The 24,987-nt window shown below is 73.8% G+C and carries 20 protein-coding genes; 10 read left to right on the top strand and 10 right to left on the bottom strand.

Features of this window, described 5'->3' with window-relative positions; genetic code table 11:
• Positions 1-11 precede the first annotated feature (11 nt).
• Positions 12-1,835 carry an AMP-dependent synthetase/ligase gene (locus CFT82_RS06035; RefSeq protein WP_088818363.1) on the bottom strand — a complete coding sequence of 608 codons (1,824 nt, stop codon included), beginning with the start codon at positions 1,833-1,835 and terminating at the stop codon, positions 12-14.
• A gap of 67 nt (positions 1,836-1,902) precedes the next feature.
• On the opposite strand from CFT82_RS06035, the gene CFT82_RS06040 reads away from it, so the two are divergent.
• A complete protein-coding gene (locus tag CFT82_RS06040; RefSeq protein ID WP_088818082.1) occupies positions 1,903-4,086 on the top strand; it encodes an MMPL family transporter in 2,184 nt (727 codons plus the stop codon).
• A 25-nt stretch (positions 4,087-4,111) separates the two neighbouring features.
• Here the strand turns inward: CFT82_RS06040 and CFT82_RS06045 are convergent, their stop codons facing one another.
• From CFT82_RS06045 to CFT82_RS06060, 4 genes are all read right to left on the bottom strand, one after another.
• Entirely contained in the window at positions 4,112-4,714 is a 603-nt protein-coding gene (locus CFT82_RS06045) for a hypothetical protein (RefSeq protein ID WP_143469498.1), read from the bottom strand.
• A gap of 67 nt (positions 4,715-4,781) precedes the next feature.
• Positions 4,782-6,737, bottom strand: a complete 1,956-nt coding sequence (acs, locus tag CFT82_RS06050) for an acetate--CoA ligase (RefSeq protein WP_088818084.1) — start codon at positions 6,735-6,737, stop codon at positions 4,782-4,784.
• Between the two features lie 96 nt (positions 6,738-6,833).
• On the bottom strand, positions 6,834-8,384 hold the full coding sequence (locus tag CFT82_RS06055) for a long-chain-fatty-acid--CoA ligase (RefSeq protein ID WP_088818085.1): 1,551 nt from the start codon (positions 8,382-8,384) through the stop codon (positions 6,834-6,836).
• A 118-nt stretch (positions 8,385-8,502) separates the two neighbouring features.
• Positions 8,503-10,125 (bottom strand): alkaline phosphatase D family protein, encoded by a 1,623-nt coding sequence (locus CFT82_RS06060; protein WP_088818086.1) that lies wholly within the window; start codon positions 10,123-10,125, stop codon positions 8,503-8,505.
• Between the two features lie 229 nt (positions 10,126-10,354).
• Between CFT82_RS06060 and CFT82_RS06065 the strand changes: the two genes are divergently transcribed.
• The 7 genes from CFT82_RS06065 to CFT82_RS06095 all read left to right on the top strand — a co-directional run bounded on the left by CFT82_RS06065 (position 10,355) and on the right by CFT82_RS06095 (position 17,251).
• Positions 10,355-11,089 (top strand): CPBP family intramembrane glutamic endopeptidase, encoded by a 735-nt coding sequence (locus tag CFT82_RS06065; protein WP_012801616.1) that lies wholly within the window; start codon positions 10,355-10,357, stop codon positions 11,087-11,089.
• 39 nt (positions 11,090-11,128) lie between these two features.
• Positions 11,129-12,514 carry an NAD(P)H-binding protein gene (locus CFT82_RS06070; RefSeq protein WP_088818087.1) on the top strand — a complete coding sequence of 462 codons (1,386 nt, stop codon included), beginning with the start codon at positions 11,129-11,131 and terminating at the stop codon, positions 12,512-12,514.
• Positions 12,515-12,617: 103 nt separating this feature from the next.
• On the top strand, positions 12,618-13,595 hold the full coding sequence (locus tag CFT82_RS06075; RefSeq protein ID WP_088818088.1) for a quinone oxidoreductase family protein: 978 nt from the start codon (positions 12,618-12,620) through the stop codon (positions 13,593-13,595).
• A 136-nt stretch (positions 13,596-13,731) separates the two neighbouring features.
• Positions 13,732-14,751, top strand: coding sequence for an ABC transporter ATP-binding protein (locus CFT82_RS06080; protein WP_088818089.1), 1,020 nt, complete (start codon positions 13,732-13,734; stop codon positions 14,749-14,751).
• 15 nt (positions 14,752-14,766) lie between these two features.
• Positions 14,767-15,534, top strand: coding sequence for an ABC transporter permease (locus CFT82_RS06085; RefSeq protein WP_088818090.1), 768 nt, complete (start codon positions 14,767-14,769; stop codon positions 15,532-15,534).
• Positions 15,531-16,649: a sensor histidine kinase gene (locus CFT82_RS06090; protein ID WP_159461872.1), complete on the top strand. Its 1,119-nt coding sequence runs from the start codon at positions 15,531-15,533 to the stop codon at positions 16,647-16,649. The genes CFT82_RS06085 and CFT82_RS06090 overlap by 4 nt, the downstream gene beginning before the upstream one ends.
• Positions 16,646-17,251 (top strand): response regulator transcription factor, encoded by a 606-nt coding sequence (locus tag CFT82_RS06095; protein ID WP_088818092.1) that lies wholly within the window; start codon positions 16,646-16,648, stop codon positions 17,249-17,251. The genes CFT82_RS06090 and CFT82_RS06095 overlap by 4 nt, the downstream gene beginning before the upstream one ends.
• Position 17,252: 1 nt before the next feature.
• On the opposite strand, the gene CFT82_RS11725 is transcribed toward CFT82_RS06095, so the two are convergent.
• Both CFT82_RS11725 and CFT82_RS06100 read right to left on the bottom strand, forming a co-directional pair.
• Positions 17,253-17,408, bottom strand: coding sequence for a hypothetical protein (locus CFT82_RS11725; protein ID WP_159461873.1), 156 nt, complete (start codon positions 17,406-17,408; stop codon positions 17,253-17,255).
• Positions 17,405-19,432, bottom strand: coding sequence for a BCCT family transporter (locus tag CFT82_RS06100; protein ID WP_088818093.1), 2,028 nt, complete (start codon positions 19,430-19,432; stop codon positions 17,405-17,407). The genes CFT82_RS11725 and CFT82_RS06100 overlap by 4 nt, the downstream gene beginning before the upstream one ends.
• A gap of 120 nt (positions 19,433-19,552) precedes the next feature.
• Here CFT82_RS06100 and CFT82_RS06105 point away from each other — a divergent pair, with 120 nt between their 5' ends.
• The gene (locus CFT82_RS06105) at positions 19,553-20,134 is read left to right on the top strand and encodes a hypothetical protein (RefSeq protein ID WP_088818094.1); all 582 of its coding nucleotides are present in this window, start codon (positions 19,553-19,555) and stop codon (positions 20,132-20,134) included.
• A gap of 23 nt (positions 20,135-20,157) precedes the next feature.
• Here CFT82_RS06105 and CFT82_RS06110 read toward each other — a convergent pair whose 3' ends face one another.
• From CFT82_RS06110 to CFT82_RS06120, 3 genes are read right to left on the bottom strand one after another with little or no spacing between them, the layout of a single operon-like run.
• Complete coding sequence (locus CFT82_RS06110) at positions 20,158-21,483, bottom strand: alpha/beta hydrolase fold domain-containing protein (protein WP_088818095.1); 1,326 nt, start codon at positions 21,481-21,483, stop codon at positions 20,158-20,160.
• A gap of 37 nt (positions 21,484-21,520) precedes the next feature.
• Entirely contained in the window at positions 21,521-22,348 is an 828-nt protein-coding gene (locus tag CFT82_RS06115) for a type I 3-dehydroquinate dehydratase (RefSeq protein ID WP_088818096.1), read from the bottom strand.
• Entirely contained in the window at positions 22,341-23,300 is a 960-nt protein-coding gene (locus tag CFT82_RS06120) for an alpha/beta hydrolase (RefSeq protein ID WP_088818097.1), read from the bottom strand. Before CFT82_RS06120 ends, CFT82_RS06115 begins: the two co-directional genes overlap by 8 nt.
• 31 nt (positions 23,301-23,331) lie before the next feature.
• Between CFT82_RS06120 and CFT82_RS06125 the strand changes: the two genes are divergently transcribed.
• Positions 23,332-24,972 (top strand): SDR family NAD(P)-dependent oxidoreductase, encoded by a 1,641-nt coding sequence (locus CFT82_RS06125; RefSeq protein WP_407656023.1) that lies wholly within the window; start codon positions 23,332-23,334, stop codon positions 24,970-24,972.
• Positions 24,973-24,987 lie beyond the last annotated feature (15 nt).

Raw genomic sequence — 24,987 nt, forward strand, 5'->3', positions numbered from 1 at the left:
GACGGTGAGGGTCAATCGCGCCAGGTGGACTTGTTGCGGCCGTACATCTCGTCGATGACGTCCGCGAAGTGGTTCATGACCACGTGGCGGCGCACCTTCATGGCCACCGTGAGTTCCTCATCCTCGAGCGAGAAGTCACGCGGCAGGATGCGGAACTTCTTGATCGCCTCGGCCTGGCTGACAGTCGCGTTGGCCTCGTCGACCACCTTCTGGATGGAGGCGCGCACCTGCTCGTCGTCCACCATCTCCGCGGCGGGGACGACCTCGCGCCCGTGGTGCTTGAGCCACTCCGGCAGCTGCTCCTCGTCGAGCGTGATCAGCGCCATGATCGACGGCTGGCCGTCCCCGATGACCATCGCCTGGCTGACCAGCTGGTGGCCGCGCAGCACGTCCTCCAGCGGGCCGGGGGCCACGTTCTTGCCGGCGGCCGTCACGAGGATCTCCTTGGCCCGGCCGATGATCGAGAGGTAGCCGTCCTCGTCGATGCGCCCGAGATCACCGGTGGAGAACCACCCGTCCTCGTCGAGCACCGCGGCGGTGCTCTCGGGGTCGTTCTCGTAACCCTGGAAGACGTGCCCGCCGCGGACCTGGATCTCCCCGTCCTCGGCCAGACGCAGCTCCATGCCGGGCAGGGGGATACCGACGGTGCCGACCTTCTGCATGCCGACGCGGTTCGCCGCGGCGGCCGCGGAGGTCTCGGTGAGCCCCCAGCCCTCGATGATGTTCACCCCCATGCCGCGGAAGTAGTGGCCCAGCCGCTCGCCGAGGGCGGAGCCGCCGGAGATCGCGTAGCGCAGCCTCCCCCCGAAGGCCGCCTTCACCTTGGAGTAGACGAGACGCTCGAAGAGCGCGTGGCGGGCCCGCAGGGTGAGCGGCACCCGCCCGGTGTCCAGGGCCCGGGAGTAGGCGATGGCGGTCTCGGTGGCCCGGTGGAAGATCCGCTCCCGGCCGGCCTTGGCGGCCTTCAGGTGGGCGGCGTCGTAGATCCGCTCGAAGACCCGCGGAACGCCGAGCACGAAGGTCGGCTGGAAGGTGGGCAGGTCCTTGGCCACCCGGCCGATGTCGGAGTACCCCGTCGGGACCCCGGCGCCGATGACGGCGAGGTGCACCATGCGCCCGAAGACGTGGGCCAGGGGCAGGAAGAGCAGGGTGGAGGACTCACCCTCGAAGAGCTCGGGGAGGCCCTCGTAGGCCGCGGTCAGCTCGTCGATGAACGCCCGGTGCGGCAGCATGCACGCGCGGGGGCGGCCGGTGGTGCCGGAGCTGTAGATGATCGTGGCGAGCGTCTCGCGCCCCAGCCCCTCGCAGCGGCGGTCGATCTCCGCCTGCTCGGTCTCGGCGCCCCCCGAGATGAGGGAGTCCAGGTCGGGCACGCCACCCTGGCCGTCGACGACCCACAGGCCCTGCAGCTCCCGACCGGCGGACTCCACCCCGGTGCGCACGGTGCCGGCCATCCGCTCGTTCTCCACGACGGCCCAGCGGACGTTGGAGTTCTCCACCATCCACGCCACCTGCGAGGCCGAGGAGGTCTCGTAGAAGGGCACGCAGACGGCACCGGTGGAGAGGATCGCCAGGTCGAGCAGCGCCCACTCGTAGCGGGTCTTGGCCATGAGGGCCACCCGGTCCTCCGGCTCCACCCCAGCCGCCACCAGGCCCCGCGCCACGCTGTTGACGTTCTCGAGGAACTGGCGGGAGGTGATGCCCGCCCAAGTGCTGCCCTGACGGCGGTTGACCAGGATCCGGTCGGGGAACTCGGCCACGGTGCCGTGCAGGAGGCCGGGGAGGTGCTGCGGGGGCTCGGACCGCCACCAGGTGGTCATCGTCGACTGCGCCATGCGGGTCAGACTACTGGGCACGTCACCGACCGGCAGCAGCTGATCGGCGCGGGGGCAGGATTCGCCCATGCCAGCGACCCGCCACGACACGTCCCCCCACCTCCTGCCGGAGCCCGGCGCACCGGAGGCAGACGCCCCGGGTCCGGCCCGGTGGCTCGTGGGTCGGGTCGGCGCGCCGCTGGTGGCCCTGCTCGCGCTGCTTCTGGTGGTCGGGGCGATGGCCCTGCTCCCGGGGGCCGACGACGCGGGCGCACCGCAGACCCTCCCGGACCGGGCCGAGTCCGCCCGGGTGAACGAGCTGCTCGCCGAGCTGCCCGGGGGCGAGAGCGCCCCCGCGGTGGTGGTCGTGGAGAAGACGGAGGGACGCCTCGACCGGCAGGAGATCGGCGCCCTGGCCCAGCAGGCGCCCCTGCTCGTGGAGGCCCTCCCCGCCGACGCCCGCCCCGACGGTCCCGCCGCCCGGGCGGTGCAGGGGCCGATCCCCAGCGAGGACGGTCGGGCCGCCCTGCTCGTGGTCCCGGTGCCCGCCGACGCCCTGACCCGGGACGCCCCCGGCGTCGCCGAGGCCCTCCGCGAGGCCGCCCCGGGGCTCGTGCCCGGCACCACCACGCACGTGACCGGCGCGGCCGGCTTCGCCGCCGACACCGCCGGCGCCTTCGAGGGCGCCAACCTGCGGCTGCTCCTCGCCACCGCCGCCGTGGTCGCGGTGCTGCTCGTGCTGACCTACCGCTCCCCGGTGCTGTGGATCGTGCCGCTGGTGGTGGTCGGGCTGGCCGACCGGCTGGCCACCACCGTCTCCGGGACCGTGCTGGGCGCCGTGGGGGTGCCCTTCGACGGCTCCACCGCCGGCATCACCAGCGTGCTGGTCTTCGGCGCGGGCACGAACTACGCGCTGCTCCTGGTCTCCCGCTACCGCGACGAGCTGCGCCGGACCGCCGACCACCGGCTGGCCCTCGGCCGGGCCTGGCGGGCGGCGCTGCCGGCCATCCTCGCGAGCAACCTCACCGTGGTGCTCACGCTGGCCCTGCTCCTGCTGGCCGGGCAGCCCTCCACCCGGGCCCTCGGCACCTCCGCCGCCGTCGGTCTGCTGGTGGCCCTCGTGCTGGCCCTCACCCTCCTGCCGGCCCTGCTGGCGCTCTGCGGCCGGGGCCTGTTCTGGCCGTTGGTCCCGCGGCCCGGGGACCGGGACACCACCGAGCACGGCCTGTGGCACCGGATCGCCGTCGCTGTCCAGCGTCGACCGGCCACGGTGCTCGCTGCCTCGCTGGCGGTCCTGGGGCTCATGGCGACCGGCCTGCTGGGTGCCCGGGTGGGGCTGGCCCAGTCCGACCAGTTCCGGCTGGAGGCCGACTCCGTCGAGGGTCTGGCCGTCATCGAGGAGCACTACCCCGCCGGGGCCGCCACCCCGCTCACCGTGCTGCTGCCCACCGACGGCGCCGGGGACGGCCGGTCGGCGACCGCGGAGCGCGCCACCCGGGCCCTGCGCGCGGTCGAGGGGGTGTCCTCCGTCCAGCCCACCGGTGGTGGCGAGGCCGGCGGGCGGACCTGGGACCGCCTGCAGGTCACGCTGACCACCGAGCCGGCCAGCGCCGAGGCCCGGGAGGCCGTCGAGGCGGTGCGGACGTCGGCCCTCGAGGTCGACCGCGCTGCCCTCGTCGGCGGCAGCGAGGCCGAGGCCGTCGACCTCCGGGCCGGGGTGCTCCGGGACATGGCCGTGGTCACCCCGCTGATGCTCCTCATGGTCCTCGCCGTCCTGGTCGTCGTCCTGCGCTCCCTGGTGGCTCCCCTGCTCCTCGTGGCGATCAGCGTCGTCGGCTCGCTGGCCGCGCTCGGGGCCGGGGCGCTGCTCAGCGAGCACGTCTTCGGCTTCCCCGCCCTGGATAGCTCCGTGCCGCTCTACTCCGTGCTCTTCCTCGTGGCCCTCGGCATCGACTACACGATCTTCCTCGTGGTGCGGGCCCGGGAGGAGCTCCTCGCCGGGCGGCACCGGGAGACGGGCAGCGCCATGGTGCGGGCCGTCTCGGCCACCGGCGGGGTCATCACCAGCGCCGGCATCGTGCTGGCCGCCGTCTTCGTGGTGCTCGGGGTGCTGCCCCTCATCACCCTCACCCAGGTGGGCATCGTCGTGGGGCTGGGCATCCTCGTCGACACCTTCCTGGTGCGCACCGTGGTGGTGCCGGCGGTGTTCGAGCTGCTCGGCGACCGGGTCTGGTGGCCCCACCGGCTCGCCCGCCGGGACAGCCCGCGCTGAGCCGCCCCGCCGGGCCGCCCCGGCCTCAGTGCAGCTCGAAGTCGTGGGTGGCCAGCCGGAAGCGGCGGCCGTCCTCGAGCCGGCGGCACTCCACACCGGTCTCCTTGCTCTCGCACCGGTGGCCGAAGAGCTCCAGCGACTCCCCGTAGTCCAGCACCGCGTGGTCGATCCCGTTGATCCTCTCGGTCGTCCCCCCGGCCGTGCGCACCCAGCCGCCCTCGTTCCGCACCTGGGCGTCCACGAAGCGGGAGGAGCGCGAGCAGGTCCAGACCGGCTCCTCCTCGTAGAGCTCCACGGTGGGCTCCGGACAGTTCCGGGCGGCCGCGATCGTGTGCTGGTAGGCCGTGTTCCGGATGTCGCACATGATGCCCAGCTCCTCGATGAGGCAGGCCACGTTCTGCGAGGGCATGAGGAAGGCCACCCGCCCCCGCCGCTCCAGGGCCGTCAGCCCCTCCTCGGAGCTCGTGGACGCGGACTCGGAGGGGCTCGGGCTCTCCACCAGGGGCGGCGGCTCGGTCGAGCGCGTCCCCTCGGGCTCCCCACCGCAGGCCGCGAGCACGGGCAGGAGCAGCGCGAGCGCCGCGAGCGTCCCCCTGCGCCCGCGTCGCTGACCGATCACCTCGCCCATCACCCCACGATCATCCCAGAGCGACGGCCGGGCACCATCGGGCACCCGGCCGTCCACCCCACCCTGATCAGCGACGGATGTGGTCCATCACCGTCGGGTCGGCGAGGGTCGAGACGTCGCCCACCTCGTTGCCCTCCGCGACGTCGCGCAGGAGGCGGCGCATGATCTTGCCCGAGCGGGTCTTCGGCAGCTCCGGCACGATCGTGATGTCCCGCGGGCGGGCGATCGGGCCGATCTCCCGGCTGACGTGCTGGCGGAGCTCCTCCACCAGCTCGGCGTCCTCGGCGCCCCGGTCGGCGCGCTCCTGCGCCACCTCGCCGCGCAGGATCACGTAGGCCACCACGGCCTGCCCGGTGCCCGGGTCGCTCGCCCCGACGACGGCCGCCTCGGCCACCGCGTCGTGGCCGACGAGGGCGGACTCGATCTCCGCGGTGCTCAGCCGGTGGCCGGAGACGTTCATGACGTCGTCCACCCGGCCCAACACCCAGACGTTGCCGTCCTCGTCCCGCTTCGCGCCGTCACCGGCGAAGTACATGCCCTCGAAGCGCGACCAGTAGGTGTCGCGGAAGCGCTGCGGGTCGCCCCACACGCCGCGCAGCATCGCCGGCCACGGCTCGCGGACCACCAGGTAGCCACCCTCCCCGTCAGCGACCGACCGGCCGGCGTCGTCCACCACGTCCACCTCGATGCCGGGCACCGGCACCTGGGCCGACCCGGGCACCAGCTCGGTGACCCCCGGCAGCGGGGCGATCATCATCGCGCCGGTCTCGGTCTGCCACCAGGTGTCCACCACCGGGGCGGTGCCCGCGCCGATGTGGTTCCGGTACCAGGTCCAGGCCTCCGGGTTGATCGGCTCCCCGACGCTGCCCAGCAGGCGGATCGAGGACAGGTCGTACCCGGCCGGGATGTCGTCGCCCCACTTCATGGCGGCGCGGATGGCCGTCGGCGCGGTGTACAGCACGGTCACGCCGAACTGCTCGACGATCTCCCACCAGCGGCCCTTGTGGGGTGTGTCCGGGGTGCCCTCGTAGAGCACCTGGGTGACGCCGAGGGCCATCGGGCCGTAGACGATGTACGTGTGCCCGGTCACCCAGCCGACGTCGGCGGTGCACCAGTGGACGTCCTGGCCGGGCTTGAGGTCGAGCACGGTGCGGGCCGTGTACGCCGCCTGGGTGAGGTACCCACCGGTGGTGTGGAAGATGCCCTTCGGCTTCCCCGTGGTGCCGGAGGTGTAGAGGATGAAGAGGGGCTGCTCGGCCGGCATCGGCTCGGCCTCGTGCTCGCGAGAGGCCTCGGCGAGCTGCTCGTGCCACCACAGGTCGCGACCCTCGACCCAGTCGACCTCCTGGCCGGTGCGACGGACCACGAGCACCTTGCTGACCGGGGACCCGCCGTCCTCCAGGGCTGCGTCCACGTTCGGCTTGAGCGCGGAGGCCTTCCCCTTCCGGTAGCCACCGTCGGCGGTGATGACCACCTTCGCCTCGGCGTCGTCGATGCGGGTGCGCAGCGCGCTAGGCGCGAAGCCGCCGAAGACCACCGAGTGCGTGGCCCCGATGCGGGCGCAGGCCAGCATCGCCACCACCGCCTCGGGGATCATCGGCAGGTAGATGGCCACCCGGTCGCCGGCGCGCACGCCGAGCTCGAGCAGCACGTTCGCCGCCCGCCGGGTGCGGTCCAGCAGGTCGTTCCAGGTGAGGTCGAGCCGGTCGCCCTCGGGCTCCCCGACCCAGTGGATCGCCACCTCCTCGCCCCGCCCGGCCTCGACGTGCTGGTCGAGGCAGACGTACGAGGCGTTGAGCTCGCCGTCGGCGAACCAGCGGGCGAAGGGGGCCTCGGACCAGTCGAGGACCTCCTCGAAGTCCGTGTGCCAGGGCAGCCTGCGGGCCTGCTCGGCCCAGAAGGACTCCCGGTCCTGGGCGGCCTCCTGGTACAGGTCGGCCGTGCCGTTGGCCGCGGTGGCGAACTCCGCCGGGGGCGGGTAGCTCGCGGCGGGCTCCGGGGCGTGCTGCGTGTCCTGTGCCATGTCTTCCTCCCAACGGTCCGGCCGAGGCCGACCGCGATCTGTTCGGTGGACGATCCGCCCGCCACGGTACTTCCTAGCGGCGGGCCTGTCGGTTTCTCAGCCCAGCTCGCGCTTCAGGATCTTGCCGGTGGGCCCCTTCGGCAGCTCGGCCAGGAAGTGGATGTGGCGCGGGTACTTGTAGGCGGCCAGCTGCTCCTTGGCGTGGGCGCGGATCTCGTCGGCCAGCGCCCGCGCGGCGGGCGACTCCGCATCGGACAGGGCGGCCTCGTCGAGCTCCCCGGGCTGGGCGACGACGTAGGCGGTCACCTCCTCGCCGAGCTCCGGGTGCACCGAGCCCACCACCGCGGCCTCCAGCACCTTCGGGTGCTCGTACAGGACCTCCTCCACCTCCCGCGGGTACACGTTGGTGCCCCCGCGGATGATGAGGTCCTTCACGCGATCGACGATGAAGAAGAAGCCGTCGGGGTCCACCCGGCCCAGGTCGCCGGAGTGGAACCAGCCGTCGCGGATCGCCCGCTCGGTGGCCTCGGGGTTGTCCCAGTAGCCCTTCATGATGTTCTCGCCGCGGATCACGACCTCGCCCACCTCGCCGGGCTCCACCGGCTGGCCGGTCACCGGGTCGAGGATCGCCATCTCCACCCCGCGGATGGGGTGGCCGATGCTACCGGCGCGGGTGCGGCCCGGGTGGTTGAAGCAGGCCACCGGGGAGGTCTCCGACAGGCCGTAGCCCTCCAGGATGTCGGCGCCGAAGGTCTGCTCGAAGGCGCGGAGGGTATCCATCGGCAGGGACGACCCGCCCGAGATACAGCGGCGCAGGGTGGAGGTGTCCACCGGCGGCCTGCCCTCGGCCTCGCGGGCCTTCGCGGCGGCGATGAGGCCGCCGTACATGGTGGGCACGCCCTCGAAGACGTTCACCGCATCGCGCTCGATCATCTCCAGCGCCTTGCCGGCCTCGAAGCGCGGCAGCAGCGTGAGCGTGGCCCCGGCGACCACGCTGGTGTTGAGCGCACAGGTCATGCCGAACACGTGGAACAGCGGCAGGCAGCCCATCACCACCTCGCCCGGCTCCAGGTGGACCAGCGTCTCCTGCGTGGCGAGCACGTTGGTGCGCAGGTTCTCGTGCGTCAGCTCCGCACCCTTGGGGCTGCCGGTGGTGCCGGAGGTGTAGAGGATCACCGCGGTGTCCCCGGGGGCCTTGTCAGCCACCTCGGTGACCGGCTGACCCAGGAAGGGGGTCAGGCCCTGGGCGGGGTCGATGAGGTGCGCGGTCACCCGGTGGCGCTCGGCCACCCCGCCCACGTCACCGCCCAGCGCGGCGCCGGCCTCACCCCCCAGGGCCACGATGTGGGTGGCCCCCGAGTCCTTGAGGTAGTGGGTGATCTCGCGGTCGCGGAGCAACGGGTTCATGGGGACCACGACGGCCCCCAGCGACAGGGCGGCGTGGTAGAAGGGCACGAACGGGATGACGTTGGGCAGCATCAAGCAGATCCGGTCGCCCTCCCCCAGGCCCTTGTCCCGCAGGTACCCGGCGACGGCAGCCGTGGCGTCCCGCAGCTCGGCGTAGGTGAGGCGGGTGTCGTCCTGGATGAGGGCCACCCCCTGCGCGTGCTTCTCGGCGGTGTCGGTGAGAAAGGTGGCGATGTTCATGGGCCCATCCCACCACCGGGGCGCCCCGCGACGCGAGGGGTCGGTGGTCACGATTCGGCAGCGACCCGGCCCGCCACCCCCTGTCCGGGGCGGCGGGCCGGTGCCGTGGGTGGGTGGCTCAGACCGCCTGCAGTCCGCGGCGGCCGGCCTCGAGGGCGAAGGTGGCGTCGGTGCGCACCGCCCCGCCCCGGCTGCTCACCGTGTCGACGGCGCGGAAGGCGGCCGTCAACTGGGTGGGCGAGAGGTCGATCCGCAGGTAGCCGCGGGTGGTCTCGTGGTAGCGGATGTGCGGGTTCTCCGCGTCCCGGGTGAACTGCGAGTCCTTTCCGTCGCCGCCGGAGGTGACCGAGGTGGTCACGAGCTCCGAGGCGATGGTGGTGCGCCCCGAGTCGGTGGTGCGCCACAGGTCGTTGGCGAAGGACTCGTGGACGTCACCCGTGAGCACCACCGGGTTGGCCACCCTGGAGCCCTCGAGGCTGGTGAGCAGCCGGTCCTTGGCCGCGACGTACCCGTCCCAGGCGTCCTGGTTCGTCATGAATCCGGGGCCGGCCATCATGTCGTACTGGGCCACCATCACCTGCTGGCCGAGGATGTCCCACTGGGCCTCGGAGGCGCGGAGACCGGCGTCGAGCCAGGCCTCCTGCTCGGCGCCCAGCATCGTGCGGCGCACGTCGTAGGTGGCGGGCACCGGGCCCACCCACCCGGTCTGGTCCGAGCGGTACTGGCGGGTGTCCAGCAGGTGCAGGTTGGCCGTGCGCCCCCAGGTGATGCGGCGGTGCAGACGGATCCCCTCGGCGGTGGGCACCGAGCTGCGGCGCAGCGGCATGTTCTCCCAGTAGGCCTGGAAGCCGGCGGCCCGACGGCGGGCGAAGGAGGCGGTCTTCCCGAAGACCTCGTGGTACAGCCCGGCCCAGTCGTTGTCGACCTCGTGGTCGTCGAAGACCACGAGCCACGGGGCGGCGGCGTGCAGGGCCTGCAGGTCGGCATCGGTCTTGTACAGGGCGTGGCGACGGCGGTAGTCGGCCAGCGTGTAGATCTCGCCACCGACCATCTTCCGGGCACGCCCCGAGGAGACCGGGTAGCCCAGCGGGCCGTGCTCGTAGATGTAGTCGCCCAGGTGGAGGACGAGGTCGGGCTGCTCGGCGGCCAGGTGACGGTAGGCGGTGAACCAGCCGTGCTCCCACTGGGCGCAGGAGACCACACCGATGCGGGCCGACTCCAGGGCGGTGGCGGCGGGCGCGGTGCGGGTGCGGCCCACCGGGGAGACGTGGCCGCCGGTGCGGAAGCGGTAGGCGTAGCGGGCCGAGGGCCTCAGGCCGGAGAGCTCGACGTGGACGCTGTGGCCGACCGAGGCGTCGGTGGTGACGGTGCCCCGGCGCACGATGCGACGGAAGGACTCGTCGGTGGCCAGCTCCCACTCGACGGTGGAGGTGGTCTGGCCGAGCCCGCCGAGGCCGTCGGGGGCCACGGGGTCGGTGGCCAGGCGCGTCCAGAGCACCACGCCGTCGGGAGTCGGGTCACCGGAGGCGACGCCGAGGGTGAACGGGTAGGCGTCGGCGGCGGTGGCGTGGCCGGTGGCCAGGGCCGTGGCGCCGAGCGTGGCGGCGCCGGTGGCCAGGACCAGGCGGCGGGAGGGCGCGGGGCCGGGTGCGGTGCGCGGCGCGGTCGGCTGCTCGGGCCACGAGGAGTCGACGGGCAGGGCGCTGGATGTGGTGGGGGGCAGGGAGTTCGGGGGGGTCATGGACGATGAGGGTGGCGCACCCGGGTGGTGCGCCGGTGTTCTGCCGATGAACGGCGGCTGAACTTTGGCTCAGGACTCACCCAAGTGGGGGACTCACCCCATCTGTTCAACGCGGGAGCAGACGCCCCGGCGGGTGCCGGGGCCGGCTCCTCACAGGCCGCCGACGAGTCAACCATGCTCGCACAACAGTTTTGGCGCACTCGAGCCCCACGGCGCCTACGCTCTGGTGATGCGCACCCCCTTCGCCCCGTTGCTGCAGGAGCTCTCCCGGTTCGGCTCCGCGCAGTTCGTGCGCCAGGTCCCGCGGGACCACCGGGCCGACCCCCGCCAGCTGCGGCGACGGCAGGTCGTGGTGGCCCTGACCCTGCTGGTGGGTACCGTCTTCCTTGCGTGGTCGCTGCGCTCCGAGCCGGGATCGGCCTCGTTCTACGGAGCGGCCACCGCGCTGGCCATCACGTGGACGGCGGGCTCGTTCGCCTCCGGCCCGCTGCACCTGGGCTGGGCCCACACCCGGTCCGGCGACCGCTACGTCCGGCCCGTCCTGCAGCCCGTCCTCGTGGCCCTGGGCGTGATCGCCCTGTTCATGGTCGGTGCCCTGGTGGCCGCCCGCATCCCGGTCCTGTCGGCCAGCGTCGATGCGGTGCTCGACCACGCGCGCCTGGGCATCCTGCCGCTGGTGGTCGCCCTCGCCCTGGTCAACGGGGTCGCCGAGGAGTTGTTCTTCCGCGGCGCCATGTACTCGGCCACCCCGTGGCGGCCGGTGCTGGTCACCACGGTGGTCTACACGCTGACGACCATCGCCACCGGCTCCCTCGGGCTGGTCCTGGCCGCCGCCGTGCTGGGGTGGGTGGTGGGCCTGCAGCGTCGCGTGACCGGCGGCATCCTGGCGCCGGTGCTCATCCACTGCACCTGGTCGCTGGGCATGCTGTTGGTCCTCCCCGCTGTGATGGACCGGGCAGCCTGAGGGGGCGCGGGTGGGCCAGCGCGCGCCTACGCTGGGGGCATGACCACCTCCGGGACCACCCCAGGACAGGCCCTTGTCACGGGCGCCACCGGCTACATCGGCTCGCGCTTGGTCCCGGCGCTGCTGGAGGCAGGGTGGACGGTGCGGGTCCTGGCGCGCTCACCGGAGAAGCTCGAGGGCCGTTCCTGGGCCGATGACGTAGACGTCCACGCCGGGGACGCGAACTCCCTCGACGACCTCGCCAGCGCCCTGGAGGGGGTGGAGGTCGCCTACTACCTGCTGCACTCGATGGACGGCGAGGGCGACTTCGTGGAGCGCGAGCGCGCCATGGCCCAGACCTTCGCCGCCGCCTGCGACGCCGCCGGGGTCGGCCGCATCGTCTACCTGGGCGGCATGCATCCGCACAACGAGCCGCTGTCCACCCACCTGTACAGCCGCAAGGCCGTCGGTGACGTGTTCCTCGCGGCCGACACCCCTGCCGCCGTCCTGCAGGCCGCGGTGATCGTCGGCGCCGGGTCAGCCAGCTTCGAGATGCTGCGCCACCTCACCGACCGGCTCCCGGTGATGCTCGCCCCGCGCTGGTTGGACAACCGCATCCAGCCCATCGCCGTGGCCGACGTGCTGCACTACCTGGTCGGGGCCGCCTCCTTGCCCGCCGGGGTGAACCGCGCCTTCGACGTGGGCGGCGACGAGGTGCTCCGCTTCCGCGACATGCTGGTGCGCTACGGCCAGGTGGCCGGCCTGCGACGCCGCCGCATCGCCCTGGCGCCGGTGATGACCCCCTGGCTCGCCAGCCACTGGGTGGGCTTGGTGACGCCGGTGCCCGCCGGCGTGGCCAAGCCGCTGGTCGGCTCGCTGGTGCACGAGGTGGTGGTCAAGGACGGCCGCGCGCTGGAGGAGTTCACCGGCGCCCCGGCCGGCGGCCACACCCCGTTCGACGACGCCGTGGCACGCGCCCTGGTCCGGGCCGATGCGGTGGACCCCGCAGCCGAGGGCGAGGAGCCCGCCGACGCGCTGCCGGGCGACCCCGAGTGGGTGGGCCGCCAGCAGCGAACCGAGACCTGGCGCAGCATCGTCGACGCGCCGGCGGACGACCTGTGGGCTGAGGTGGAGTCCATCGGCTCGAGCGGCTCGCTGGGCCCCCGGGGCGCGCTGGGCCCGTGGGCCCTCGAGTCGACGGGTCGAGAGGGCACGACCCGCTCGGTACGGCTCCGTTCCACCCGCGCCCTGCCCGGGACGGCGCGGCTGACCCTCGCGGTCACCCCCGCCCCCCACGATGCGGGGCAGTCCCTCCTGACCCAGGAGGTCACCTTCGTGCCCCACGGGCTGGCTGGAGAGACCTCCTGGTGGGGCTCCTACCCCGCCCACCGCGCCCTGTTCACGAGGGTGCACCAGGGCATCGTGGAGCGCGCACGGGTCCGCTGAGGCGCCGGCCCGGGGTGGCTGCCCCCTTGGGCCCGCCCACCCCAGGCACCGTCCCGGCCACCTGCCGCGTGCGCGCTGCGGTCCGTGATGCGAGGCTGGGCGCATGCGCAGCATCGTCTTCGAGAAGCACGGCGGGGCCGAGGTCCTGGAGATCCGTGAGTCCCCCGACCCCCAGCCCGGCCCGGGTGAGGTGGTCGTCGAGGTGACCCGTGCGGGGGTGAACTTCATCGACACCTACTACCGGGAGGGCCTCTACCCCACCGAGCTGCCCGTCGGGGCCGGCAACGAGGGAGTGGGCACCGTGGCCGCCGTGGGCGAGGGGGTCACCGAGGTGGCCGTGGGGGATCGCGTCGGCTACTGCCTGCTGCCGGGCCAGGGCTACCGCACCCACGCGGTCGTTCCGGCGGAGAAGGCCGTGCCGATCCCCGAGGGCATCAGCGACGAGGGGGCCGTGTCCGCGCTGGTGCAGGGCATGACCGCCCACTTCCTGACCCACGACGTGTGGGAGGTCGGCGAGGGCGACACCGTCCTGGTCCACGCCGCCGCTGGCGGCGTGGGGCTGCTCCTCACCCAGATGCTGGCGGCACAGGGGGCGGTGGTGATCGGCACCTGCTCCTCGGCCCACAAGGCGGCCGCCGGCACCGAGGCCGGTGCGGCGCACATCATCCGGTACGACCGGGAGGACGTCACCGAGCGCGTCCGCGAGATCACCGGCGGCCAAGGGGTGAAGGTGGCCTTCGACGGTGTGGGCGCTGCCACGATCGAGGCGTCCATCGCCTGTCTCGCCCCGCGCGGTCTGTGCTGCCTCTTCGGCGCCTCCAGCGGACCGGTCGACGCGATCGACCCGCAGGTTCTCAACAAGCAGGGGTCCTGCTACCTGCAGCGCCCCACCCTGGGCACCTACACCGCCACCCGGGAGGCCCTGCTGGAGCGGTCCCGAGCCGTTTTCGACCTGGTCATCGCCGACGAGCTGCGGCTCACCGTGGGCAAGACCTACCCGCTGGCCGAGGCCGCCCAGGCGCACCGTGACCTGGAGAGCCGCCGCACCAGCGGCAAGCAGCTGCTGGACCCCTCGGCCTGACCGACACCCGCCGGCACCACGCCCCGCCCGCACCACGCCCCCGCCGGGTCGTGGCCCCGGGCCGTGACTCCGGTCACGGTGGCGACGTGATGCCGGTCCTGGGCGCCCACCTCGCCGCCCCGGCACCGTGGGTGGCATGGAACGAACCAGCGACTCCCTGCCCCCCGCCGCCGACGCGGCGCCCGTGCTCGACCTGCGCGGGGTCCACAAGTCCTTCGGCCGCGGCGCCCACCGGGTCGATGCGGTGCGCGGCGTCGACCTGACCGTGCACCGCGGCGACGTGGTGGCCCTGCTGGGCCACAACGGCGCCGGCAAGTCCGTCACCCTCGACATGGCGCTGGGCCTGCAGGCCCCCGCCTCGGGCGAGGTGCGGGTCTGCGGCGACCGCCCGTCCCGCGCGGTGTCCGCCGGACGGGTGGGCGCGATGCTGCAGTCCGGCGCGCTGCTCGACGACCTGCGCGTGGCCGAGACCGTCCGCGCGGTCGCCAGCCTGCACCCCGGCGGCCGCCGCCGCGTGGGCTCGGTGATGGACCGCGCCGGTCTGACCCCGTTGGCCACCCGGCGCGTCAGCCGCTGCAGCGGGGGCGAGAAGCAGCGGCTGCGCTTCGCCCTGGCGCTGCTGCCCGACCCCGACCTGATGGTGCTCGACGAGCCCACCGCCGGCATGGACGTCTCCGCCCGGCAGGAGTTCTGGGAGGTGGTCAGCGCCGAGGCGCAGGCGGGACGCACCATCGTCTTCGCCACCCACTACCTCGCGGAGGCCGAGGAGTACGCACCCCGGACCGTGTTGATGGCCGGCGGCCGCGTGATCGCCGACGACACCACCGAGGCCGTCCGCTCGCGGGTCCCCGGCCGGGTGCTCACCTGCACCACCCCCGATGCGGGACGCCTCGCCCAGCAGCTGGCGGGCGAGCCCGACGTGGTCGACGTCCGCACCCCCACCCCCGACCGGCTGGAGATGCGGGTGACGGACTCCGACCGCTTCGCCCGGCTGGCCCTCACCGAGTGGCGGGCCACGGGCCTGCAGATCGTGCCGCTGGGCCTGGACGAGGCCTTCGCCGAGCTCACCCGGGAGGCGACCGACCCGCACGGCGGCACCGACTCGGACCAGTCCACCCCGCCCGCCCGCCCCGAGCCCGCTGCCACCGCCGCCTGAACCCCAGGAGCCACCATGTCGACCCCCACCGGGACGCTCTTCTCCCCCACCTACCTCCGCATCGACACCGTCCGGATCCTGCGGAACGTCTCCAACGTCATCTTCACCATCGGCCTGCCGGTGTTCATGTACCTGATCTTCTCGGCCGGCAACGCCATCGACGCCGAGATGCCCGGCGGCGACGGCAACTCGATGCTGGCCGTGCGCATGGCCGTCTACGGCGCCTGCACGGCGTGTGCCTCCATCGGCGCCCTGACGGCCTGGGAGCGTCAGCAGGGCTGGACCCGCCAGCTGCTGCTCACCCCGTTGAGCCCGCTCGGGTTCGCCCTGCAGAAGCTCGTCACGGCCCTGGTGGTGGCACTGGTGCCCGTGGTCCTGGTGCTGGCCATCGCGGCCGCGACCGGCGCCGAGGCACCGCTGGGCAACTGGCTGCTGTGCGGCCTCATCGGCTGGCTGGGCGCGTCGCTCTTCGCACTGTACGGCCTGCTGCTGGCGCTGTTGATCCGCTCCGATGCCTCCATCGGCATTGCGTCGGGCGGCATCGTGATCCTGGCCTTCCTGGGCAACGTGTTCATGCCGCTGGACGGCTGGCTGCTCACGCTGGCGCGGTTCACCCCGATGTTCGGCGTGGTCAACGCGGCCGAGCGCCCCATCACCGAGGGGTGGATCAGCAGCGGGGTGAACATCCCCGTCTGGCAGGCATGGGCGAACATGGGGGCATGGTTCCTGGTCCTGGCGGTGGCGTGCACCCTGGTGATGCGGCGCACGGGGCGGCGCGAGTGAGCGCCCCGGCGCCGGAGCGGTCCCCGGCCGCGTCGTCCGGCCCCGCCACACACCCCGCAGCCCCGGGCCCGCGACGGGACGACCCCTACTACCGGTGGTCGCTCGTCATCGCCATCGTCTTCATGGTCTTCCTGGCCTTCCCCCTGCTGGGCGCCGCGCAGGCCGATGCGGCACCGCTGGCCCGAGGGGTCACAGTCGCCGCCATCATCGCGTTCGCCGCGCTCTACCTGTGGGGCTACAGCGAGCGCCGCCCGTGGTGGGTGCTCGCGGGGATGCTCGCGCTCATGGTGGCCACGGTCCCCGTGCTGGGCGTCGGGGCCTGCGGCCTCCTGCCGTACGTGGCCACGCACGCCGCGCTCGAGCTGCCCCGCCCGGCGCACTACGCGGCCACCGCCGCGGCGGCGCTGACCCCGCTGGTGGTGGCGCTGGTCGAACCGCCGGCTGCACTGTTCGCCCTCATCGCGGCCCCCGTCGGCGGCGGCATGCTGGCGGTCCGGCAGATGATCCACCGCGGTGTCGAGCTGGGTGAGGTGGAGACGGCCCTGGCCATCACCGCCGAGCGCGAGCGGGTGGCCCGGGACGTGCACGACGTGCTGGGGCACTCGCTCACCGCGATCGTGCTGAAGGCCGACCTCGCCGAACGCCTGGTGGGACGGGACGACGACCGGGCCCGCGACGAGATCTCGCAGGTGGCCGCACTGGCCCGTCAGGCGCTCAGCGAGGCCCGGTCGACCGTGGTCGGCCTGCGGTCCACCGACCTGGCCGATGAGGTGGAGCGTGCCCGGGACCTGGCCTCGAGCGGCGAGGTCACCCTGACCGTGCACGGTGACCCCCAGGACGTGCCCCCGCGCCACCGTCCCGTCGCCGCGTGGATCCTGCGTGAGGCGGTCACGAACGTGAGCCGGCACGCCCGGGCCTCGAGGGTGGACGTCATCCTGGCGCCCGACCGCCTGGTGGTGTGTGACGACGGGCAGGGTCTGACCGGTGAGCCGTCCGGATCGGGGAGCGACGGCATCCGTGAGCGCGCCGCCGCTGCCGGGGGCACCGTGGTGTGGGAGGACAACGCCCCGGGCACCCGTCTGATGGTCACCCTGCCGACGGGAGCAGCAGCATGACCCGGATCCTCGTGGTGGACGACCAGGCGCTCGTGCGCGGGGCGCTGGCTGCCCTGCTCGACCTGGAGGACGACCTGCAGGTGGTCGGGCAGGTGGACAGCGGGCCCGCGGCGGTGGACTTCGTGCGCGACACCTCGGTGGACGTGGTGCTGCTCGACATCGAGATGCCCGGTGGGGGCGGCATCGACGCCCTGCCGGACCTGCTCACCGCCCCCACGCCGCCGCGCGTGCTGGTGGTCACCACCTTCGGGCGGCCGGGCTACCTGCGCCGCGCGCTGGACGCCGGCGCGAGCGGGTTCGTGGTGAAGGACTGCCCGCCGGCCGAGCTCCTCGAGGCGGTCCGACGCACCGCAGCCGGGCTGCGCACGGTCGATGCCGACCTGGCCGCCGAGTCCGCGCTGGCGGGCCCGAATCCGCTGAGCCCCCGCGAGACGGACGTCCTACGCCTGGCGGCCGACGGCCAGGGGGTGGCGGAGATCGCCGAGGCACTGTTCCTCTCCCCGGGCACCGTACGCAACCACCTCTCCTCGGCCATCGGCAAGACCGGGGCACGCACCAGCGCCGGGGCCGCCACCACGGCCCGCGACAACGGCTGGTTGTAGCTCAGGGCAGGAAGGGCCGCAGCAGCTCCGGGACGGGGTGGTCCCCCGCGACGATGCCGTAGGGGCGGGCGCCGCTGGCCAGGTCCATCTCCAGACGCACCTGGGCGCGCTCCCACATCCGTCCCAGACGCTGCGGGCGGGGGATGCGAGGCGTCATGGCGCATGAGACTGGGCGGTGGGGCGGCCGTCCGCCGTCGGCCGACCGACCGTGTCGTCTACCCCCTCCACGTACTCGTTGGTGGCGTAGTCGTACGCCACCGGCCGACCGTCCTCGTCGGTCCGCTCGTACCAGGCGGTGTACTCGTCCGCGGTCGACTCGAAGTCCTTGCCCACCGACCACTGCTCGGCCTCGCCGTGCGCGGGCTCGACGGCCAGCTTGAAGTCGTCGCCGTACTCCGTGACGCCCTGCCGGACCGCGTTCTCCAGCGCCTGCTCCCGGAACTCGCGGCGGATCATCATCGGGTCGGTCGAGAAGTCGCGCAGGAGCGCGATCGTCATCCCGATCATGACCACGGCGAAGGGCAGGGCGGAGACCGTCACCAGGTTCTGCAGGCCGGTCAGGGCGCTCTGCCCGCCGATGAGCAGGATCACCACGGCGATCCCGGCCATGCAGATCGCCCAGAAGACCGTCACCAGCCGGTTCGGCTCGGGGTTGCCCCGCTGGGAGAGCTGGGAGTTGACCAGGGAGGCCGAGTCGGAGCTCGTGATGAAGAAGATCGCGAGCATCACGATGACGATCGGGGCCACCAGCTGTGCACCGGGGAGCTGGTCGAGGACGGTGAAGAAGATGTCCTGCGGGGCGGGCAGCGTCTCGGCGGTGCCGTCCGGGGCGATCGCCCGGCTGTCCCGCTGGTGCCAGATCGCCGTGCCACCGAGCATGGTGAAGGCCAGGATGATGATGGTGCCGGGGATGAGCAGCACGCCGAGCACGAACTGGCGCACCGTGCGGCCCCGGGAGATCTTGGCGGTGAAGATGCCGACGAAGGGCGCCCACGACACCCACCAGGCCCAGTAGAAGGTGGTCCAGCTGCTGAGGAACTGCTGCATCGCCGGGCCGTCGGCCATGCTCGCCGAGAGCATCGAGGGCATCTCCCCCAGGTAGGTGACGAAGACCGACGGGATCATGTTGAGCAGGAAGACCGTCGGGCCCACGACGAAGAAGAAGACGGCGAGCACGAGGGCCAGCACGAGGTTGATGTTGCTCAGCCAGCGGATGCCCTTGGCCAGGCCGGAGACGGCCGAGGCGATCGTGCCGATGGTCAGCACCATGATGATGACCAGGGCCGCGGTGTTCCCGCCCTCGCCCCAGCCGGTGACGATCTCCACGCCCCGGGCGATCTGGAGGGCACCGATGCCCAGCGAGGCCGCGGTGCCGAAGAGGGTGGCGATGATGGCCAGGACGTCGATGGCCCGGCCGGCCGCGGTCTCGTGCGGGGTCCGGCGCATGAGCGGGGCGAAGATCGAGCTCATGAGCGGGACGCGTCCCCGCCGGTAGGAGGCGTAGGCGACCGCGAGGCCGACGAGCGCGTAGAAGGCCCACGCGTTGACCCCCCAGTGGAGGGCGGCCTGCGCCATCGCCTTCGGGACGGCCTCGGCGGTCCCGGGCTCGGCCGAGCCGGGGCGCGGGGAGAGGAAGTAGGTCATCGGCTCGTAGGGGCCGAAGAAGATGATCCCGATGCCGATGCCGGCGCCGAAGAGCATGGCCGTCCAGCTGGCGGTGGAGAACTCGGGCTCCTCGCCGTCCAGGCCGAGCGGGATGCGCCCGTAAGGGCTGACGGCCACCCCGAGCAGGAAGAGGAGCAGCACGATGGCCAGGCCGTTGAAGAGCCAGCCGAGGTTGGTCATCACCCAGGTGAGCATCGCGGTGGTGACCTTCGTGACCTGGGCGGAGTCGGCCACGCCCCAGGCGATGAACGCGAGGATGGCGGCGGCGGCCACCCCGAAGACGATCCGGTCGATCCCGTAGCGCACCTTCTGGTCCTCCACGGAGACGCCGGGGACCAGGGCGGGGTGGATGCTGTGGGGGTAGGTCACCTCCTGCAGGAAGCGGCGGCTGCGGGGGTGGCGATCGGCCGGGTCGAGCTGCGCGCCGGCGACCGAGGACCCTCCGGCGCGCGGCTCGTGGCGGTCACCGGGGAAGCGGTCCCGGGGGCTGGGCGGAACGTGCTCGGTGGGGGGCATGGGCCTCTCCTGGAGGGGTCAGGGGGACCCGACCACGGTACGGGCAGGCCCGCCGACGAGCCCGGGGACCGCCGGGGTCCGCACGTGACCACGGCCGGGGCGGCGTGCTAGGCAGGGGACATGAACAGCACCACGAGCACCCCGACCACCCGCTCCCTGGCCCGCCGGATCCGGGGCCTGGCCGTCCTCCCGGCGGCGGCCCTGGCCCTGACCGCGTGCGGCGGCGGTGACTCCGAGGGCGGGCAGTCCGAGGCTGCCCCGTCGGCCTCCTCGGAGGCGGCGGGTTCCGCCGAGGAGGAGGGCGCCGCGACCGAGGAGTCCCCGGCCGCGTCCGCCCCGGGGGCCGGCACGGACGAGTCCGGGTCCGCCGGGGGCGCCCCGGAGGGTCTGGACCCGGAGGCCGCCCTGGACGTCCGCACCTTCTCCGACCTGGAGGGCATCGACCAGAAGGTGGAGGGTGAGCTGCACCCGGCCGAGGCGTGCGGCTATCTCATGAGCGCCACGGTGGACCAGAAGGCCTTCTCCGACCCGCAGGCCGACGCACAGAAGATGCAGGACCTGATCAAGGTCACCCCGGAGCCGGCGCGCTCGGCGATGGAGAAGTTCGCCAAGACCGTGGAGTCCGTCAGCGGCCGGGACGACAAGAAGCTGGCCAAGGCCCTCGGCGAGCTCGACCAGGCCTGCATGTCCGCCGCGCAGTGAGCTGTCGCGGACCCGCGGCGCCCTCAGAGACCGCCGCGGGTCCGCATGAAGTCCACGACGGGGCCGACGAACTGCTCGTCGGTCCAGAAGGCCGGCTGGCTGTGCACGGCGCCGGGCACCACGACGGTCCGGGCCTCCGCCCCGGCGGCCCGCAGGGCGTCCCGCATCTCCAGGGACTGCTGGTACGGGGCGGTGCAGTCCGCGTCCCCGTGGAGCAGGTACACGGGCGGGGCGCCAGCGCTCACGCGGTTCACCGGTGAGGCGGCACGGATCTGCCCGGCCACGGCGGGGTCGGTCGCGTCGTGCATGAGGATGTTGTCCTCGGCCGCCTTGCCGTCCGGGCAGTCCATCGGGGCGCGCTGCTCCTGGGCGGTCTCGGCGTTGTAGATGCCGAAGTACCCGACCACGGCGTCCGCGGTGCCGGGATGGGTGACGGCCTCCAGCACGGCCAGGTGGGCTCCGGCGGAGTCCCCGAAGAGCACCACACCGTCCGCCGCTCCCTGCGCCCGGGCGGTGGCCACGGCGTGGGCGACGCCGGCGTGGACGTCGTCCGGGGTGGCCGGCCAGGGGGCCTTGTGGGCGCGCCGGTACTCCAGCGAGGCCACCCACCAGCCCTCGTCGTGGAGGCGCTGGACGAGGGTGTTCTTGCGCGAGCTGGGGTCCATGAACATCTCGGCGTCGCCGCCCACCCAGCCGCCACCGTGGATGGCGACGACCACACCGCGACCGGGCTCGCCGGGCAGGATGCTGTACCGCTGCTTCTCGGCCGACCCGTAGCGGCGCCAGTCCGACCACGCGGCCGGGGCGTCCTCCGGCGGCGCGGAGCCCGAGGTCTCCGCGGGCGTGGACCCGGGGGTCTCGGTGGTCGGCCCGTCGGTGGTCGTCGCGGCATCGCTCGGGGCCGCCTCGCCGGGGGTGGTGGGCTCGGCGACGCTCGGGATGGGGTTCCCCGCCTCGGCCGTCCCGGCGGGCTCGCCACCGGTGGCCGGGGCAGGGTCCTCGCTGGGACGAGTGGGCTCGACCGGCTGGCTGGGCTCGGTGCTGGGCTGAGCCTCCTCACCCGTACCGCTCTCCGGGGATGACGCCTCCGGGGAGCCCTGCTCCGCGCTGGCACTCTCGGAGCGCCCCGTGTCCTCGGCACCGTCCGGGTCCCCGCTCGTGGGGCTCTCGTCCTCCGGGCTGCCCGCCCCCTCGGTGGAGGGCTCGGGCGAGTCCTCCTCGGGCGCGGCGCTGGCGGTCTGCTGGGCCCCGGTGTCACCCGGGTCCGCAGCGCCCTCGCCGCAGGCGGCCACACCGGTCACCATGCCTGCCATCGCGGCCCACACCATCCACCGGCGTCCCGTGACCATGCCCAACCACTCTCCTGTGCACGCGGGCCCCTGCGGGTCAGGTGGCCTCGACCGTCGTGGACAGTACGGCAGCCAGCTGGGCCGCCTCCACCTGGCCGGGGGCCGAGGCCCGGCCCAGGTGGCCGAAGGTCAGGCAGGACCCGAAGGCGGGTCCGACCAGGCGGGTGATGCGTCCCTGACTCCCCATCCCCAGCACGGCCAGCGGGATCCGGGGCCCCTCGCGGGGGTCCTCCGGGAGGGGCTGGGCGGTCTCAGCCTCGAGCAGCTCCAGCAGGGTCAGCGCCTCACGGCGTGTGGTGGGAGTCACGGCGATCTTGACCGCATCGCCGCCTGCGGAACGCATCTCGCCGATGGTCTCCACGAGTTCGGCCCGGGGCGGCTGACCCGTCCAGTCGTGATGGCTCAGGAGCACCGGGGTGCCGGCCGCCCGGAGGGTGGCCAGGAGATCCGACCGGCGCGGGTAGTCGAGCTCGACGTCCACCAGCGCGATGCCGGGGTGCCCCGCCAGGGCGGCGACGACCTGCTCCTGGGTGGCGGCGTCCTGCTGCCGGAGCGCCCTGGCCGCCGTGGGCTCGTCCGGCGCCCGACCTCCCTGGGCGACGCTGCGGTGCGTGAGCAGCACGGGCAGACCCGCCAGGGTCGCGGTGAGCGCGTCGGCCAGCTCCCGCAGCACCGCCGGGGCGAGGAGCTCGGGGACCAGGGCGTCGGTCCGCCACTCCACGAGGTCCACCACCCCGGACTCCACGGCGGCCCGGCCCCGGGCCACCAGCTCGTCGCGCCCGGCGGCCTGGAGCGGGACGGCCAGCACCGGCCGGCCGGGCCCCATGACCCGACCGCCGAGGCGGACCCCGGGGAGCTCAGTCATCGGCCCTCCCGGGGGCACCGCCGGGGGAGGGCGCGTCCTCCGGCTCCCCGGCGTGGGCGGCGAGGAGCTCGCTCACCGCCCCGGTGACTGCCGGGTCGCGCCAGAAGTCGTCGCCGCCGTGGCCGAGGCCCTCCAGGGTGACCAGCTCGACCGGCACGTCGTGGCGCTCGGCGGCCTCCTGCAGCTGCACCGACTGGGCGTGGGGCACGACGCAGTCGGCGGTGCCGTGCAGAAGGAGCAGCTCCGGCGCCCCGGGGCCGATGCGGTGCGCCGGGGAGGCCGCGAGCGCCCGCTCCTGCTCGGCCTCGGTCTCCGGCTCCCCGCCGAAGATCTGCGGCGCCCCGACCTCCATCGGCTCGCAACCCGTCGCGGCCCGCTGCTGCACGGGGGTGGTGAGGTCGTGCATGCCGTAGAAGGAGACCACCGCGTCCACCTCGTCGGGGTGCTCGACGCCCTCGAGGGCCACCAGGTGCCCGCCGGCGGACTCCCCGAGCAGGACGACGGTCTCCCCCGCCCCGGCCTCCCGGGCCTCCTGCCCGGCGGTGCGCACGGCGGTGTGGACGTCCTCGGCGGTCGCGGGCCAGGGAGCCTCGTCGGTGTAGCGGTACTCCGCAGCCGCCACCCACCAGCCCTCCTCGTGCGCGCGGGCCAGCAGGTCGTGCATCGCGTTGCCCTCGGTGACGTACCCGGTGGCGCTGCCGGCCACCCAGCCCCCGCCGTGGACCGCCACGAGCAGTCCCCCGCCGGGCTCGCCGGGCCAGAGGGTGACGCGCTGCCGGGGGTCGTCCCCGTAGGCGATCCACTCCCCGAAGCCACCGGCCGGGTCGGGACGCGCCCCCTCATGCGTGGACGACTCCCCGCCCGGGAGGCCGGGATCGGAGCAGCCACCCAGGGCGAGGCCCACCGCCACGGCGCACGCGGTGAGAGCGGCGGGAGCGGGGCGGATGTGCATGGGACCACCATGCCGCACCTATCCTGCGCGCGTGACCGCACCGTACGAGCAGCCCGAGGGCGACCCGACGCCCGACGCGGTCGGCGAGACCTCCACCCCGGAGGCCGCGGACACCGACCCGGGCCCCGGCCTCGACCCCGACGAGCTGGAGACCACCCTGCGTGTGCTCAGCTCGCTGCACGAGCTGCCCAAGGGGCACCCGGACATCGAGACGGTCAAGCGCGCCACGGGGCGCATGTACAAGGCCGTCCGCAAGGCGCGCCGCGCCGAGGCCCGCCGGGCCGAGCGCCAACCCCTGCTCGATGCGGACCAGCGCCTCCTGGAGCGCACCGCCACCGGCAGCCCGCAGCGGATCGACGACGAGACGGCCGGCATCCTGCTGGAGACACCCACCGGGCTGGCGGGCCCCGGGCACGTCATCGGGCAGCTGAACATCCCCCGGGGCTGCTACATCTGCCACGAGAAGTTCACCGCCGTCGACAGCTTCTACCACTGGCTCTGCCCGCGCTGCGCCGGTGACAGCCACGCCCGGCGCGACCAGCACACCGACCTGCGCGGCAAGCGGGCGCTGCTCACCGGTGGCCGGGCGAAGATCGGCATGTACATCGCCCTGATGCTGCTGCGCGACGGTGCCGAGCTCACCATCACCACCCGCTTCCCCCGCGATGCCGCGCGCCGCTTCGCCGCCCAGCCGGACCACGCGGACTGGATCGACCGGCTGACCATCGTCGGCATCGACCTGCGCGACCCGAGCCAGGTGGTGGCCCTCGCCCGCGACGTGGCCGCCGGGGGGCCGCTGGACATCCTCATCAACAACGCCTGCCAGACGGTGCGGCGCTCGCCGGGGGCCTACTCGCACCTCGTGGAGGGCGAGCAGGAGGAGCTGACCGGGGACGCGCTGCGCCCGCGGATGCTCAGCTTCGACCGGATCAGCGAGGCGCACCCGGCGGCCCTCGTCGGCTCGCTCGGCGGGGCGGTGCCGCACGCCGGGGCGGAGGCGGACGGGGAGAAGAGCGGGGCCACCAGCATCGCGGCCCTGGCCGGGGACGACGTGCCGCTGGCCCAGCGCACAGCGGCGGACCTGACGCGCCTTGCGCTGCAGGCCGGCTCGGCGAGCCTGGAGGCCCACCAGACCGGCACCGCGCTGGACGCCGGCGGGCTGCTGCCGGACATCGCCACCCAGAACTCGTGGACGCAGAAGGTGCAGGAGGTGGACCCGATGGAGCTGCTCGAGGTCCAGCTGTGCAACTCGGTGGCGCCCTTCCTGCTCGTGAGCAACCTGCGCCCGACCCTCGCCGAGGCCGTGCGGCGCGGGGCGCGGCGCGCGTACGTCGTGAACGTCTCGGCGATGGAGGGACAGTTCTCCCGCCGCTACAAGGGCGCCGGACACCCGCACACGAACATGGCCAAGGCCGCGCTGAACATGCTCACGCGCACGAGTGCCGAGGAGATGCTCAAAACCGACGGCATCCTCATGACCGCCGTGGACACCGGGTGGATCACCGACGAGCGGCCGCACACCGAGAAGCTCCGCATCGCCGCCGAGGGCTGGCACGCCCCGCTGGACCTGGTGGACGGCGCGGCCCGCGTGTACGACCCGATCGTCCGCGGCGAGGCCGGTGAGGACCTGTACGGCGTCTTCCTCAAGGACTTCGAGCCCCACCCCTGGTGAGCGACCCCGCCGGCC

Source organism: Kytococcus aerolatus (assembly GCF_900187395.1).
Classification (GTDB): Bacteria; Actinomycetota; Actinomycetes; order Actinomycetales; family Dermatophilaceae; genus Kytococcus; species Kytococcus aerolatus.